The sequence below is a fragment of the Mycolicibacterium wolinskyi str. Jessa 2025 genome (assembly GCF_049241375.1).
GTDB classification, from domain to species: domain Bacteria; phylum Actinomycetota; class Actinomycetes; order Mycobacteriales; family Mycobacteriaceae; genus Mycobacterium; species Mycobacterium wolinskyi.
On the sequence record NZ_CP185960.1, the window covers coordinates 1752011 to 1766299 of the forward strand.

At 66.3% G+C, this 14289-nt stretch carries 15 protein-coding genes; 7 read left to right on the forward strand and 8 right to left on the reverse strand.

What is annotated here, in order from left to right; genetic code table 11:
• Positions 1-48 precede the first annotated feature (48 nt).
• From ACOI2T_RS08785 to ACOI2T_RS08795, 3 genes are read right to left on the reverse strand one after another with little or no spacing between them, the layout of a single operon-like run.
• Complete coding sequence (locus tag ACOI2T_RS08785; protein WP_067844749.1) at positions 49-261, reverse strand: exodeoxyribonuclease VII small subunit; 213 nt, start codon at positions 259-261, stop codon at positions 49-51.
• Positions 258-1511, reverse strand: coding sequence for an exodeoxyribonuclease VII large subunit (xseA, locus tag ACOI2T_RS08790; protein ID WP_409503255.1), 1254 nt, complete (start codon positions 1509-1511; stop codon positions 258-260). Before xseA ends, ACOI2T_RS08785 begins: the two co-directional genes overlap by 4 nt.
• Complete coding sequence (locus tag ACOI2T_RS08795) at positions 1508-2068, reverse strand: lipid droplet-associated protein (protein WP_067844753.1); 561 nt, start codon at positions 2066-2068, stop codon at positions 1508-1510. Before ACOI2T_RS08795 ends, xseA begins: the two co-directional genes overlap by 4 nt.
• Before the next feature lie 53 nt (positions 2069-2121).
• Here ACOI2T_RS08795 and ACOI2T_RS08800 point away from each other — a divergent pair, with 53 nt between their 5' ends.
• Positions 2122-3135 (forward strand): 4-hydroxy-3-methylbut-2-enyl diphosphate reductase, encoded by a 1014-nt coding sequence (locus tag ACOI2T_RS08800; protein WP_067844755.1) that lies wholly within the window; start codon positions 2122-2124, stop codon positions 3133-3135.
• A gap of 18 nt (positions 3136-3153) precedes the next feature.
• On the opposite strand, the gene ACOI2T_RS08805 is transcribed toward ACOI2T_RS08800, so the two are convergent.
• Positions 3154-4257, reverse strand: coding sequence for a DUF6542 domain-containing protein (locus ACOI2T_RS08805; RefSeq protein WP_409503254.1), 1104 nt, complete (start codon positions 4255-4257; stop codon positions 3154-3156).
• Positions 4258-4341: 84 nt separating this feature from the next.
• Between ACOI2T_RS08805 and ychF the strand changes: the two genes are divergently transcribed.
• The 4 genes from ychF (at position 4342) to ACOI2T_RS08825 (ending at position 7368) form a co-directional block, all read left to right on the forward strand.
• Positions 4342-5415, forward strand: coding sequence for a redox-regulated ATPase YchF (gene ychF, locus ACOI2T_RS08810; protein WP_085143948.1), 1074 nt, complete (start codon positions 4342-4344; stop codon positions 5413-5415).
• A gap of 114 nt (positions 5416-5529) precedes the next feature.
• A complete protein-coding gene (locus ACOI2T_RS08815) occupies positions 5530-6093 on the forward strand; it encodes a dihydrofolate reductase family protein (protein ID WP_409503253.1) in 564 nt (187 codons plus the stop codon).
• Positions 6094-6123: 30 nt separating this feature from the next.
• Positions 6124-6870, forward strand: coding sequence for a class I SAM-dependent methyltransferase (locus ACOI2T_RS08820; RefSeq protein ID WP_409503252.1), 747 nt, complete (start codon positions 6124-6126; stop codon positions 6868-6870).
• 81 nt (positions 6871-6951) lie between these two features.
• Entirely contained in the window at positions 6952-7368 is a 417-nt protein-coding gene (locus ACOI2T_RS08825; RefSeq protein WP_409503251.1) for a DUF6188 family protein, read from the forward strand.
• Positions 7369-7402: 34 nt separating this feature from the next.
• Here the strand turns inward: ACOI2T_RS08825 and ACOI2T_RS08830 are convergent, their stop codons facing one another.
• Both ACOI2T_RS08830 and ACOI2T_RS08835 read right to left on the reverse strand, forming a co-directional pair.
• Positions 7403-7933 (reverse strand): sigma-70 family RNA polymerase sigma factor, encoded by a 531-nt coding sequence (locus tag ACOI2T_RS08830; RefSeq protein ID WP_067844801.1) that lies wholly within the window; start codon positions 7931-7933, stop codon positions 7403-7405.
• A 113-nt stretch (positions 7934-8046) separates the two neighbouring features.
• Positions 8047-8742, reverse strand: coding sequence for a guanylate cyclase (locus ACOI2T_RS08835; RefSeq protein WP_409503250.1), 696 nt, complete (start codon positions 8740-8742; stop codon positions 8047-8049).
• A 26-nt stretch (positions 8743-8768) separates the two neighbouring features.
• On the opposite strand from ACOI2T_RS08835, the gene ACOI2T_RS08840 reads away from it, so the two are divergent.
• Entirely contained in the window at positions 8769-8945 is a 177-nt protein-coding gene (locus ACOI2T_RS08840; protein ID WP_110774990.1) for a hypothetical protein, read from the forward strand.
• Positions 8946-9063: 118 nt separating this feature from the next.
• A complete protein-coding gene (locus ACOI2T_RS08845) occupies positions 9064-10443 on the forward strand; it encodes an HNH endonuclease signature motif containing protein (protein WP_409503249.1) in 1380 nt (459 codons plus the stop codon).
• Between the two features lie 7 nt (positions 10444-10450).
• Here the strand turns inward: ACOI2T_RS08845 and ACOI2T_RS08850 are convergent, their stop codons facing one another.
• Entirely contained in the window at positions 10451-13381 is a 2931-nt protein-coding gene (locus ACOI2T_RS08850; RefSeq protein ID WP_409503248.1) for an aminotransferase, read from the reverse strand.
• Positions 13378-14241, reverse strand: coding sequence for an alpha/beta fold hydrolase (locus tag ACOI2T_RS08855; RefSeq protein ID WP_409503247.1), 864 nt, complete (start codon positions 14239-14241; stop codon positions 13378-13380). Before ACOI2T_RS08855 ends, ACOI2T_RS08850 begins: the two co-directional genes overlap by 4 nt.
• Positions 14242-14289 lie beyond the last annotated feature (48 nt).

A 14289-nucleotide genomic window follows, 5' to 3' on the forward strand; every position in this document is an offset into this window, starting at 1 on the left:
TGAAACACGTTCCAGTTTCGAGCGTCAATGTCGAATCCGACCGCTGGCTCAGTCATCCTCCGACTCCCTCGCGGCCAGTGCCTGCTCCACCCGCTCGCGCGCCCCCGCTAAATGTTCTTCGCAACGTTTGGCCAGCGCTTCGCCTCTTTCCCAGAGCTTCAGCGAAGAATCGAGATCAAGCCCGCCCTGCTCCAGTTGCTGCACGACCTCGATCAGTTCGTCGCGGGCATCTTCATAGCCCAGTTCACTAATAGGCTTCATGCTGAACTCCCTGGGGTGCTTTCCTCTTCGCCTTCGCTGACCGCCGTGACCACACCGTCGGACACCCGGACCCGCAACCGGGCGCCGCTCGGCGCGTCCGTCACCGAGCGCAGCACGGTCGGGGCGCCGTTCTCCGGCACCGACTGCACCACCGCGTAGCCGCGGGCCAGTGTCGCCGCGGGGCCCAGTGTGGTCAGTCGCGCCGACAGGTGGCCGATGGTCTCGCTCTCGGCATTGATCAACCGGGTGATGTCGCGCTGCGCGGTGGTGCGGGCGCGATGGATCTCGTCGCTGCGTGCGGTCAGCGTCGCGAGCGGCTGTGCGAGCACCGGCCGGCTGCGCAACTGGTCGAGGTGATGCTTCTCGCGGTGCACCCAGTTGCGCAGCGCACGCGCGCTACGCCGGTGCAGATCGGCGATGAGCGCCTGCTCGGCGGCCGCGTCGGGGACGATGCGTTTGGCGGCGTCGGTCGGTGTCGCGGCCCGCAGGTCGGCGACCAGATCGCACACCGGATTGTCGGGTTCGTGGCCGATCGCGCTGACCACCGGGGTGCGGCACGCCGCGATCGCCCGGCACAGCGTCTCGTCGGAGAACGGCAGCAGGTCTTCGACGCTGCCGCCACCGCGGGCGATGACGATCACGTCGACTTCCGGCATCGCGTCCAACGCTGCCAACGCCTCGACGATCTGCGGGACCGCGTTGGGTCCCTGCACGATCGTGTTGCGGATCGCGAACCGTACGGCGGGCCAACGGGTGGCCGCGACGGTCGTCACGTCCCGCTCGGCGGCCGAGGCCCGGCCGGTGATCAGGCCGACGGTGTTGGGCAGGAACGGGATCGGGCGTTTGAGTCGCTGGTCGAACAACCCTTCGGCATCCAGCAGCCTGCGCAGCCGGTCGATGCGGGCGAGCAGCTCACCGATGCCCACCGCGCGAATCTCGTTGACCCGCAAGGAAAACGTGCCACGGCCGGTATAGAACATCGGCTTGCCGCAGATGATCACCTGTGTGCCCTCGGTCAGCTTGACCGGGGCGTTGCGGACCAGATCGCGCGGGCACGTCAGGGTCAGCGACATGTCGGCGGCCGGATCCCGCAGGACCATGAACACGGTCTTGGAGTCCGGGCGGACCTTCAGTTCGGTCAGCTGACCTTCGACCCAGACCACGCCGAGCCGGTCGATCCATTTGGCGACGCGCGTCGCGACGGCCCGGACCGGCCAGGGATTCTCCGGCGACTGACCCGGCTCGGTCACTTCGCGGTCGCGCGCGTGATCCTGTTGGCGAGCAACGTCACGAACGGGGCTCGGGCCCGGCCGGCTTCCTCGAACGCCAGCAGCGCCTCCAGGTCGGCGACCCGCAGCGAGCTCAGCCTGGCCCGCAGCTGCGCCAGCGTCAGCGACTCGTATCCGAGTTCTTCGACGATCGCCGGTGCCTCGGCCGGTTCGGCCGGCGTCTCGGGCTCACTGTTCGCGGACTCGGGTTCCCCCGAGCTGTACAACGCGAACCGGCCTTCGGTGCGTCGCTCACCGTCGGGCGTGTTGCCGGCTGCGGGCTCGTCGTCTTCGAGGTCCTCGTCGAACGTCGCCCACTCCGCCTGCTCGTCTTTGGGCGGGAACAGTTGTTCCAGTGTCTCGTCGCCCTTGATGACCAACTCGGCGAGGTTCTGCTGAACATGCATCACGATGTTGGCCGCCTGGCTGGCCACCGTCATCGGGTAGGTCAGGATGGTTTGGGGCAACTTGCGAGTTTCCTCCAAGGCGGTCACCGCTGCACCCACGAGCAGCCGGACCCCATACGGTGCAGTTCCCATGGCCAACAGACTACGGCTGGCTGCATTCCGCCGTGGCCCCGTACCCTGGTGACATGCCGTCGACGATCAATATGGGTATTCCGGGTGCCGCCAGCTCGGTCGTGTCCGGCGGCCGGTCCGAAAGCTTGAGCAAGCGCGTCCTGCTGGCCGAGCCGCGTGGTTACTGCGCCGGCGTCGACCGTGCCGTCGAGACAGTGGAACGGGCGCTGGAAAAGCATGGCGCGCCCGTCTACGTCCGGCACGAGATCGTGCACAACCGCCACGTCGTGGAGACCCTCGCCAAGGCGGGTGCGATCTTCGTCGACGAGACCGACCAGGTGCCCGAGGGCGCCATCGTGGTGTTCTCGGCTCACGGCGTGGCGCCGACGGTGCACCAGACGGCCGCCGAGCGCGACCTCAAAGTCATCGATGCGACGTGCCCGCTGGTGACCAAGGTGCACAACGAGGCCAAGCGATTCGCGCGTGACGACTACGACATCCTGCTCATCGGCCATGAGGGCCATGAGGAGGTCATCGGCACGGCAGGGGAGGCGCCGGACCACGTTCAGCTGGTCGACGGTCCGGATGCCGTCGACAACGTGCGGATCCGCGACGAGAACAAGGTGATCTGGTTGTCCCAGACCACGCTGAGCGTCGACGAGACCATGGAGACGGTCCGCCGTCTGCGCGAGAAGTTCCCGACGCTGCAAGACCCGCCGAGCGACGACATCTGCTACGCCACCCAGAACCGTCAGGTCGCGGTCAAGGCGATGGCTCCCGAGTGTGAACTCGTGATCGTGGTGGGTTCACGCAACTCGTCGAACTCGGTGCGGCTCGTCGAGGTTGCGCTGAACGCCGGCTCGGATGCCGCCCATCTGGTCGACTATGCCGAGGACATCGACCCGGCCTGGCTCGACGGCGTCACGACCATCGGCGTGACCTCCGGGGCCTCGGTGCCCGAAATCCTGGTGCGCGGTGTGCTGGAGCGGTTGGCCGACTACGGCTACGACACCGTGCAGCCCGTCACCACGGCCAACGAGACGTTGGTGTTCGCACTGCCGCGTGAGATCCGGCCGCCGCGTTCCTGACGGCGCGTTCTCGCTGATCTAGCTGTCGTACTCCCACGAATGACGGCCGCGCGACGACTGCCGCGGTCGCGTCCGGTATTCGGCGCGGTGATCTTCGTCGTCTGAGCCGCGGTAGCGCACGCGCGACACCGGATGGTGCGTCGAGCGCCCGGGATGGCCGTTCTTCGGCGGCTCAAAGCTCGATTCGAACGGATCCTCGAACGGCTCGTAGTCGTCGAAGCGGCGGCGGCGCTGCGGCCGGTCATGCGATGCGGCGCCCCGCCGCTCGCCGGGCGGCTGCTTGCGCGGCTCGCGCGGCTGGGTGCGGACCCGGCGCCGCGGCTCGGCGGGTGGCACGAGCGGCGGCTCGGTCGCACGTGGGCTTCGGGGCCGTCGTGGACGGTCGGCCGCCACGTCGTCGAGATCGACCTCCGGCGGGCGGGCGGCCCGTGAGCGTGGCGGTGTCGACCGCTTCGTCGGCCTGCGTCCCGCACGCGCGCCTGCATCGGCCGCGCCGGGCTTGCGGCGGCGGTCGGTCGGACGGCGCCGCGGCGGCGGATCCGCGGCCGGGTCGTCGTCCTCAGCGGTCCGGGTGGCGGGTTTGCGGAGGATGAGCCCGGAGAATTTCGATGTGATGGATGACACAAACCCCGCGGCGGCGGGCGACTGTGTGCTTCCGGGGCTTGTCGCGGTCTCCGCCGGGCGTCGGGTCGCGAGGCCGAAATACCACCGGGCCAACCCGATCAGCAACACCGCGGCCGACGTGAACAACATCAGCGGGAAACGTTCAATGAGCGGATACCCGCAGTTAATCGCCAGGTCTTTCATGCCGCCGAGCTGCCCGCCGTGGAACAAGAAATACGCACCGGGCACAGCTACGAACAAGATCAGTGGAGGCTGGATAACTGCGGTGAACACGCCCACCTGCCGGACCGCGAGGACTGCCAACAGGCAACCCAACGCGTAGCAGACGGCGAACACCGAACTGAGTTCTCGATTACCTGACCCCGCATCGAAAGCAAACCCGATTGCGGTAGCCGTGACGGCCAGCAGCACAGCGCCCCACCACGGCACACCTGCAAAACGGGGGTGTACAGAGCGAAGGTCAGCCGGCACTGCCGACTCTGCGCGCTGTCCTGACACAGGTAGACCGTACCGGCTCTCGCGGGTGGCGTGCTGCCAGCGCGCGCTGGCGTGCCTGTCACACTCTGGCAGACTGTGTTCCCTGTGAGCCTGAACCTGGGAATCGTCGGTTTGCCGAACGTCGGTAAGTCGACCTTGTTCAACGCCTTGACGCGAAACAACGTCCTGGCGGCCAACTACCCGTTCGCGACGATCGAGCCGAACGAGGGTGTCGTGCCGCTGCCGGATCCGCGGCTCGACGAACTCGCCAAGATGTTCGGTTCGGAGAAGATCGTCCCGGCGCCCGTGACGTTCGTCGACATCGCCGGGATCGTGAAGGGCGCGTCGGAGGGCGCGGGCCTGGGGAACAAGTTCCTGGCCAACATCCGCGAATGCGACGCGATTTGCCAGGTGGTCCGGGTGTTCACCGACGACGACGTGACCCACGTCGACGGCCGGGTCGATCCGAAGTCCGACATCGAGGTCATCGAGACCGAGCTCATCCTGGCCGACATGCAGACCCTGGAGAAGGCGCTGCCGCGGCTCGAGAAGGAAGCGCGCACCCACAAGGACCGGCGGCCGGTCTACGACGCCGCGGTCGCCGCGCAGGAGGTCCTGAACTCCGGCAAGACGCTTTTCGGCGCGCGTTTCGACGCCGCCGTGCTGCGCGAGCTCAACCTCCTGACCACCAAGCCGTTCCTGTACGTGTTCAACGCCGACGAGCCCGTGCTGACCGACGAGAAGCGCAAGAGCGAGCTCCGCGAGCTCGTCGCACCGGCCGACGCGGTGTTCCTCGACGCCAAGATCGAGGCTGAGCTTCTCGAACTCGACGACGAGTCGGCCGCCGAGCTGCTCGAATCGATCGGGCAGACCGAGCGCGGGCTCGACGCCCTGGCGCGCGCGGGCTTCCACACCCTCAAGCTCCAGACCTATCTGACCGCCGGGCCCAAAGAGGCACGCGCCTGGACCATCCACCAGGGCGATACCGCACCCAAGGCCGCCGGCGTGATCCACACCGACTTCGAGAAGGGCTTCATCAAGGCCGAGGTCGTCTCGTACGACGACCTCGTCGCCGCCGGGTCGATGGCCGCGGCCAAGGCCGCGGGCAAGGTCCGGATGGAAGGCAAGGACTACGTCATGGCCGATGGTGATGTCGTGGAGTTCCGGTTCAACGTGTAGCTGGTGGCCGAGCGTGGGGCATATGCACGCCAAATGCGCCATTCGCGTACACAAGGCCCACGCTCGGCTTCGATAATGAAAAGTCGGGTCAGCGCCTGAGGAGGCCAACACACGATGGGAACACTGAATTTCACCGCGACGGTGTCCCTCGACGGCTACGTCGCCGACGCCGACGGTGACTTCGACTGGTCAGGCCCGAGTGATGAGGTGTTCGCGGTCCATCTCGCGCGGATGGCGGAAGTGTCGACCGAGGTCTTAGGGCGCAAGACATACGCCCTGATGGATTACTGGGAGACCTATCCCGACGAGGAAGACCGTCCGGTCGCCGAGCGCGAGTTCGCGAAGCGTTGGCAGGCCATCGACAAGGTGGTGGTGTCGTCGACGCTGACGGACGACGACCTCGGGTCGGACCGGGCCCGCCTCGTGCCCGACCTGAGTCTGGACGAGTTGCAGCAGATCGCTGACCGTGCGTCGGGCCTGGTCGAGATTTTCGGGCCCACCACCGCGGCCGCGGCGATCCGTGCCGGCCTGGTCGAGGACTTCCAGTTCTTCGTCGTCCCGAAGATGGTGGGTGGCGGCCTGCGGGCACTTCCCGACGATGTCCACCTCGACCTGCGCCTCGTCGAGCACCGAGTGTTCGACGACGGCATCGTTCACCTGCGTTATTCACGTCGCTGAATCTGGCGGTCGGCGACGTAGCATCCTCTCGTGGGCTTCATCGTCCCGCCCGACGCCTATACGCGTTTCATGGGCCGGTACGCCGCGCCTCTTGCCGAGGTATTCGTGGCGTTCACCGGGGTCGGCGCCGGCGATGAGGTGCTCGATGTGGGATGTGGGCCCGGCGCTCTGACAGCTCGTCTACTCGCGGTCGGGGCCGACGTCGCGGCCATCGATCCTTCGCCGCCGTTCATCGACGGCATCCGCGAGCGGTTCCCGGATATCGACGCACGCCTCGGCACCGCAGAAGAACTGCCATACGACACTGCCTCTTTCGACGCTGCACTCGCGCAGTTGGTGGTGCACTTCATGGCGGATCCAGTCGTCGGCGTCAGACAGATGGCACGCGTGACTCGGCGTGGCGGCACGGTCGCGGCCTGTGTCTGGGATGGACCGACAGGCGCCCTGGCGCCGTTCTGGGATGCGGTCCACCTGGGCGACCCTGAAGCCAGGGATGAGGCATTGCTCTCCGGGGCGCGTGCCGGGCACCTCACCGAGATCTTCGAAGCGGCCGGGTTACGTGAAGTTAAAGAAGGTGCTATCTCGGTCGACGTCGTGCATCCCACCTTCGAAGAGTGGTGGGAGCCCTACACCTATGGCGTCGGTCCTGCTGGCGACTACGTGCAGAAACTCGACGACGACGGCCGCGCGCGGCTCGAATCGGCGGCTCGCGATCACTTGGGGAGCGGCCCCTTCACCGTCACCGCCACGGCGTGGGCCGCGCGCGGGACGGTGTGACGGCTGGCGGGTGTTCAACGGACACATCGTGGGAACCCTTGGAGAAGTCTCGCGCTTCAGATCAACGGCAAGGGAGCCAATGTGCGTCATGGATCAGACCCCTCGGACATCGACTGGGTCAATCAGCAACTCGGTCAGCACTTCGTGGGTCGATCGTTGGCGCAGATGCGCGTCGGATCCGGCATCCACCTCGAACTCGGAGACTCCTACGAGATCAGCATCGAGTCGCCGGTGTCGGTGGACCGCACCGAGGAACAGTGGGAGGGCGAGCCGTTGAACGTCGACGCGGCCGGTGCGGTGACACCGCTGCTGCACGCCGAGCTCACGTCGGCGACGGTCGGCGCCGACGGCAGTTTGCGTCTCGAGTTCGGAGACGACGTGATCGAGGTGCCCGCCGACGATTCGCATGAGTCGTGGCGATTACAGGGACCCGACGATCTGCTGATCGTGTGTGCGCCCGGCGGTAGCGTCGCGAGGCTCCCGGTGGGGGAGGGCTAGTGATCGTGCCGTTCCCACCGCTCGCCCGTGGTGGTCAAGCTTCCGGCCGTGAGCGACAACCCATTTCGGACAGAATCAGTCGGAGTCTCTTGAGGGCGTAATGCAGCCGGGATTTGACTGTACCTTCGGCGATGTCGAGGTCTTCTGCGATCTGACCGGTGCTCCAGCCGAGATAGAACGACCGGCTCAGCACGGCTCGATGCGCTTCGGGCAGTTGTGCCATGGCGTCGGCGATCAGCATCCGATCCAAGGCGGAGTTCACCTCGTCGGGGCCCATACGATCCGGCACCTCCGATGTGTCGGGAGAACAAACCTCGTAGCGAAATCGTGCTGATCGGCTTCCGTCGATCACGATGTTGCGGGCAACGGTGAAGAGCCAGGACCGTAACGGCAGGTCTCCGTCGTTCTGCTGCAGGTGACGCCAAGCGCGCAGCAGTGTTTCCTGCACGACGTCCTCGGCTTTGGTGCGATTGCTCGTCAGCCGGAATGCGTAGCGTCGCAACGGTTCGACATGGTTGGCGTAGAGCTCGAGCATCTGATCGGTTGGTTGTTCGACGGTGAGCATCCGACACCTCCAGGACCGGTTGGGTTGCTCAGATCAGCCTTGCCGGTGGAGGCGGTGAATTCCTCACTGCTGGCCACAATCCGCGATACCGGCCAGCAGGTATAAACCGTCACTCAGTCTGCGATGACAGCAATCTCGTCTCCGAGCTGGTAACCGGCAGTGAGTGGTAGCTGATCGCCGCTCCAGAACGAGCCGGGATCGAACCAGTTGTAGTGCTTTTCCGTCGTCAACAGGCCCATTTCCTCATAGGTGATGGCCACCGTCTCCGCGCAGTACGCGGTTTCCAGGCCCACCTGGCGTTTGCTGGCCTTCTTGCGTTCGGCGGATTCGCGAACTTTGCTGTGTACGAACGGTATTCCCCGGGTGAAGTCGCTGACGACGGGTAGCCGACCGCGCAGCCAGCGGCCGGTGAGCCGTGCCGTGGTGGGAAACGCCGTGCCGTTCATCCTGGCGATGACCTTGAGCAGGGCGTCCTCTTGCTCACGAGTGGCGTATGGGGTGAGTTGACGGAGCCAGCAGCGCTGCCCGTAGTTGTGCATCCACCGTTCGACGGCTTGGCGGGCGTCGTTGAGCTGCACACCGCGGTGGTTGGTGCCGGTCCACATGTCGAGCAGCTTGTCGCCGAGTTCGGCATGCCAGATCAGTGGCGGCAGGTCGTCGATTGCGACGGTCATCCCGACGTGGTTGACCGGGCTGTTCGTCAGCGTCTGGATCGCCCGGTCCGGCCCGGACCCGCCGCGAAACAGCCAGATGTCACCGGTCCGGGTTTCCTCCAGCGCCTTCGTCAGCGGCACCGTGTTCGCATTCACGTCCGCAGCTTAGGCACACTCTGTGCATGCGCAGTATCTGGAAGTGGATCGGGCTTGCCGGTGTCGCCGGCGTCGTGGCGGGTGGCGTGATGGTCGCCCGCGATCAACGCCGCCGCAATGCCTACACCCCGCAGGACATCCGCGAGCGGCTGCATCAGCGGCTGGCCGAGGCGGAAAGTTCGCCGGGCTCGGCAAGCCCGTAGCGCCTCCCTTGCGCGAGCGCGCGTGTTTGTACGGCGACACGCCGTGAATTGGCGGCATTTTGCGGACGCTCGCCGATGTAAAGCCTTCTGCTACAAGGCTTGTCGGTAGTTCGTACTAGTGTTCGATACATGGACCCATCCGCGGCTGACCGGCTCGACGCGTTATGCGCGGCACTTGCCGGTGGTGCGCGACCTGCCCTGGGGAGCGTTGTCCGAAGCCGATCTGTTGGATGTATGCGCCGGGGTGCAAGACATCCGCAATGTCCTGCCGGTCGTGGAACATGCGGCGATCAGTGCGCTGTCGGAATGCACGACGCCGGCCGCGATCGGGGCCAAATCGTGGCCCGAGGCGTTGCGGATCCGGTTGCGGATCTCGGGGACAGAGGCCCGGCGGCGGTGTCGCGATGCGATGAATTTCGGGCCACGCCGGGCGGTGAGCGGCGAGGCGTTGGCGCCGGTTCGGGCGGCCACTGCGGTTGCGCAGGCGGGTGGCTGGTTGACCCCCGATCACCTTGACGAGTTGGAGACGTTCTTCAAGAAGTGCCCCGATTGGGTGGTTGCGGCCCGCCGCGCGGCGTTTGAACGCAAACTCGTGGCGGTGGCGGCGCAGGAGACGCCGGAGACGTTGCGCCAGACCGTCGCCGAAGCCCTCTACCTGTTGAATCAGGATGGTGACGAACCCGTCGACGCCGCGGAGCGTAAGCGAGGCATCGTCGTTCATCCGCAGCAACCCGATGGCACCTCGAAGGTATCGGGATGGCTCAACGCCGAAGGCCGCGCCGTCGTCGAACCGCTGCTGGCCAAATACGCCGCCCCGGGCATGTGCAACCCCGACGACGAATCCCCGTGCGTGACCGGAACACCGTCCGAGGAAGCCATCGAGGCCGATACCCGCACCGCGGCGCAACGCAATCACGACGCGTTAGTCACCATCGGGCGCAACGCGTTGATGTCAGATGATTTGGGTCAGCACAATGGGTTGCCGGTGTCGCTGATCGTCACCACTACCTTGCAGGAATTGGAGGCCGGCGCGGGGGTTGCGGTCACCGCCGGTGGATCGAAACTTCCCATCCCCGACCTCATCCGCCTCGCCGCCCACGCCTGGCACTACCTGGCGGTGTTCGACGACGCCACCCTCGTGCCGCTGTACTTCGGGCGGACCAAACGTATCGCCACCCCCGCCCAGCGGTTGGTGTTGTTGGCCCGTGACCGGGGCTGTACCCGGCCCGGTTGCACCGCCGGCGGCTACCTCTGCGAAGCCCATCATGCCGAGCAGGACTGGACGGTTGGCGGGCAGACCAACATCGATGAACTCGCGTTGAGCTGTGGTCCCGACAATCGGTTGGTGGCGAAGGGTAAATGGACCACCACCATGCGCAACGGCCGCTGCGAATGGACCCCACCACCCCTGCTCGATGCGGGGCAAAACCGCATCAACAATTACCACCACCCCCAGCGCTACCTCACGGAATCCGACGAAGACGATGAAGCCGGATAGCTAGCGGTTACCAGCCTTCGGTGAGCACCCGGTCCAATGCGTCGACGTAGAAGTCAGCGGACTCGGTGTCGATGCACAGTGGCGGTTTGGTCTTGAGGATGTTCTGGTGATCGCCGGTGGGCTGGATGATCACGCCGAGCTCCAGCATGCGGTCGCAGATCAGCCCCGTCTCCTCGGTCGCTGGCTCCAAAGTGTCTGGATCGCGGACCATTTCGACACCCAGGTACAGGCCGACACCGTGCACGGTTCCGATGATGGGGTGCTTGGCGGCAAGCGCCTGCAGCCGTGACTTCAGATGCGCGCCGACGCGGGAGGCGTTTTCCTGTAAGCGCTCGTCGTGCAGTACGTCGAGCACCGTCATGCCGATCGCGCACGACAGCGGACTGCCGCCGGTGGAGGAGAAGAAGTACCCCTGGCTGCGGAACGCCTCGGCGATCTCGCGGCTCGTCACCACCGCGCCCAGCGGGTAGCCATTGCCAGTCGACTTCGCCATCGACACGATGTCGGGCACGACGCCCTGCTGCTGAAATCCCCAGAACCATTCGCCCAGACGGCCATAGCCCACCTGGACCTCGTCGGCGACGGCATATCCGCCGTTGGCGCGCACCGCCCCGTAGACCTGTTCCAGATAGCCATCGGGCAGGGCCATGCCTCCGGCATTGCCGTACACGGTCTCGCAGATGAACGCCGCGGGAGCACGACCGTCGGCCGTGAGTTGTTCGATCTGGGCAACTGCCTCGACGGCGTAGCGGCCGACCTCGGCGCCCCGGTACTTGCCGCGGAAGCTGTTGGGTGATTCCACGGTGTGCACCCAATCCGGCCGGGTGGCAAGGGCGTTCGGGTTGTCGGCGGTCGAGGTGGACACGGCGTCGGTGCCGTAGGTCCAGCCGTGATAGGCCTCGCGCATCGCCACGACATCGGGGCGGCCCGCGGCCGCGATGGCCAACCGCAGCGCGAGGTCGCTGGCCTCGGAACCGGAGTTCACCAGGAACACCGTGTCGAGCGGGTCGGGCAGCAGCTCGGCGAGCCGTTCGCTGAACTCGACGACGGCGGCGTAGTTGAACCGCGAGTTGGTGTTGAGCTTGCGCAGCTGGCGTGCGGCCGTGTCGGCGACACGAGGATGGGCGTGCCCCAGCACGGTCACGTTGTTGACCATGTCGAGGTAGCAGCGACCACTCGTCGACATCAGGAAATGTCGCCAGCCGCGTTCGATGCGCGGTGGCTGCCGGTAGTAGTGCTCTTGGACCGGCGCGAAAGCCCGGTCACGGCGCGCCACCAGATCGGCGTCCGCGGATTCGCTTGCCAGCATGGGTAATCCGAGCAGCGGTCGCGGGTCCGCGCTCAACGCCAGCCAGCCCGGAGCCAAACTCGGAGTGCTCAGCGGGGGAGCCGCCGGCGACCCGACCGGGCGAACGGCAAGCTCGATGCGGTGACCGGGCTCGATGACGCCGAGCGCGCCGCCTTCCGCGGCGGCGATGCCGGTCACCGTCAGCTCGTAGTCGCGGCCGCGGTACGTCACCGCATCGGCCGACCTGTCGACGACCTCGCCGTCGAACGGGGCGACCAACTCGACGGGTTCGGCGGTCCAGACGCTGATGCCGGTCGGCACCACCGCGGGCTCGTCCTGGCTCAGCGCAGGCGCACAGCCCGGCCGCGGCTGACCGAACTGCGTCACCACCACGCGCGCCCCGTCGACGATTGCGGCCCTGGCCAATTCGTTTTCGACATCGGCCCGCACCCAACCGCCGGGCTGGAATGCCGAATCCAGGGTGTCCGAGGTCGCGGACAGATCAAGCGTCACCACGGATTCGGCGGTGAGCCCGGTGATCATCGGCGTGGTGACTTCGACTCGCGCCGGCGCGGGGTTCATGCCGAGCTCTGTCTTGATCAGTGCCGTCATCACCTCGACGGGAACCGACGTGGCCTGCTCGAACATGCGCCACTCGCCGTCCGATTGTTCGGTGACGTAGTCGTTGTCCGGATCGAGGTTCGCCTGCTGCGCTCCGCTGACGATCAACACCGCGGTTCGCAGTACGAGCAACGGCCAAAAGGCTTCCACCTCGGCGACACTGAGCGGCCGGATGTCATGGAATGCCCGGATGCCGGGAAGCACCGAGGTGGGATCGCTGCCGGGGTGCTGCAATACCGACGACAGCGTGATCGCCAATTCGGCGACGGCCCAGCTGTCGGTCAGATCGCCGAAGTCGATGATCCCGTTGGGATGTACGACGCCGCCGGTCGCCGGCGACACGACGACGTTCGCGTCGGTGAGATCCATGTGGATCGCCTGCCGGGGCAACGCGTCGGCCAGCGGTTCGATGCGCGCCCATGCCTCGCGGGCCGCGGTCTCGAGTCGTTCGCGATGCGTCGCGTCGGCGACGTGCGAAACCAGCGTCGTGACCACATCGGCCCCGTACCGCAGGTCCCACTGCAGGATTCGGTCAAGGCCGGGATGGCTGAACTCGGCCAGCGCGCGGGTGACCCGGCCGGCGAGCGCACCCAGTTCGGCGACGACAGCCGGCCGCAGATATCCGGATTCCAGCAACGCGCCGCCGGGCAGGTAACGCAGCAGCCGCACGTAGGCGGTCCCGTCGACCAAACCCGTTACCGCCGTGCGGTTGTCGCCATTGCTGTTCGGCAGCGATACGGCGATCCGCAAGGTTGGCTCGGCCTGCGCGATCAGCTCGGCCGCCAGGTCCTGAGCCTCAAGCTCGGTCTCGTTGAACGCCGGGTTGGCGATCTTGAGCACGCCGAGAATCTCGTCTTCCTGGCAGACCAGGAAGTTCTTATCCTGTTGGCTGCCCAGTGATTTCACCTGTGCGCGAATGCCGTAATGCGTGGCGAGAATGTCCGCCGCCTGTGATTCGGTGACGTGCGGTGCCGGTAGTTCCGGTTCGGCCAGGAAGTTGAAGCCGACAGTGCGGCGATCAGTGGTCATCGGCCCACGAATTCGACGACGACTGCGGAGAATGCGTCGTTGTCGTCGCCGGCGGCGGTGTGCCCGGCATCGGACAGTTCGACGAACTCTGCTGCGGGAACCTTCTCCAGGAAGTCCTGGACACCTTCGGCGCTGACCACATCGGACAGTTTGCCTCGGATCAGCAGGATCGGGATAGTCAAATTCATCGCCGCCTGCTCCAGTTTCTCCACGCGGACGAACGGATCGTCTTCTGGCTTCGTCAGGAACGCCGGATCCCAATGCCAGTACCAGCGACCGTCGCGCAAGCGGAGATTCTTCTTCAGCCCCTCGGGGCTGCGTGGCTTGGTGCGGTGGGGCAGGTAGGCCGCGACGGCTTCGGCGGCCTGCTCCAGCGAATCGAAACCATGCACGTGGTTGAACATGAAATCGCGGATTCGCGCACTGCCGGACTTCTCGAACCTCGGCACAACGTCGACGAGCACCAACTTCGTCACCAACTCCGGCCCGGCTTCGTGCGCCGCGAGAATCCCGGTCAACCCGCCCATGCTCGCGCCGATCAGCACCACCGGACGCCCGACCTGATAGAGCACCTGCAGGATGTCCCCGCACAGCGCTTCCACCGAGTAGTTGGCGCTGGGGGAGCGGTCACTGTCCCCGTGCCCGCGAGAGTCGAGTGCGATCACGTGCAGCCCCCGGTCGGCCAGGATCTGCCCCGTGTTCTTCCACGAGTGCCGGTTCTGCCCGCCACCGTGCAGCAGCAGCACGGTGGGCCGGTCGGCGGCCGACTCAGCATCCTTGTTCCACTCGTCGCCGACCAGGTTCAGGTCATCGACACCGCGGAATGTGACGGTCTGCGATTGGCTGTTAGCAGTGCTCACGAACTTCCTCTCGGCGCGCCCCCGCAGTCACGTTACTAAGGGCAAGCG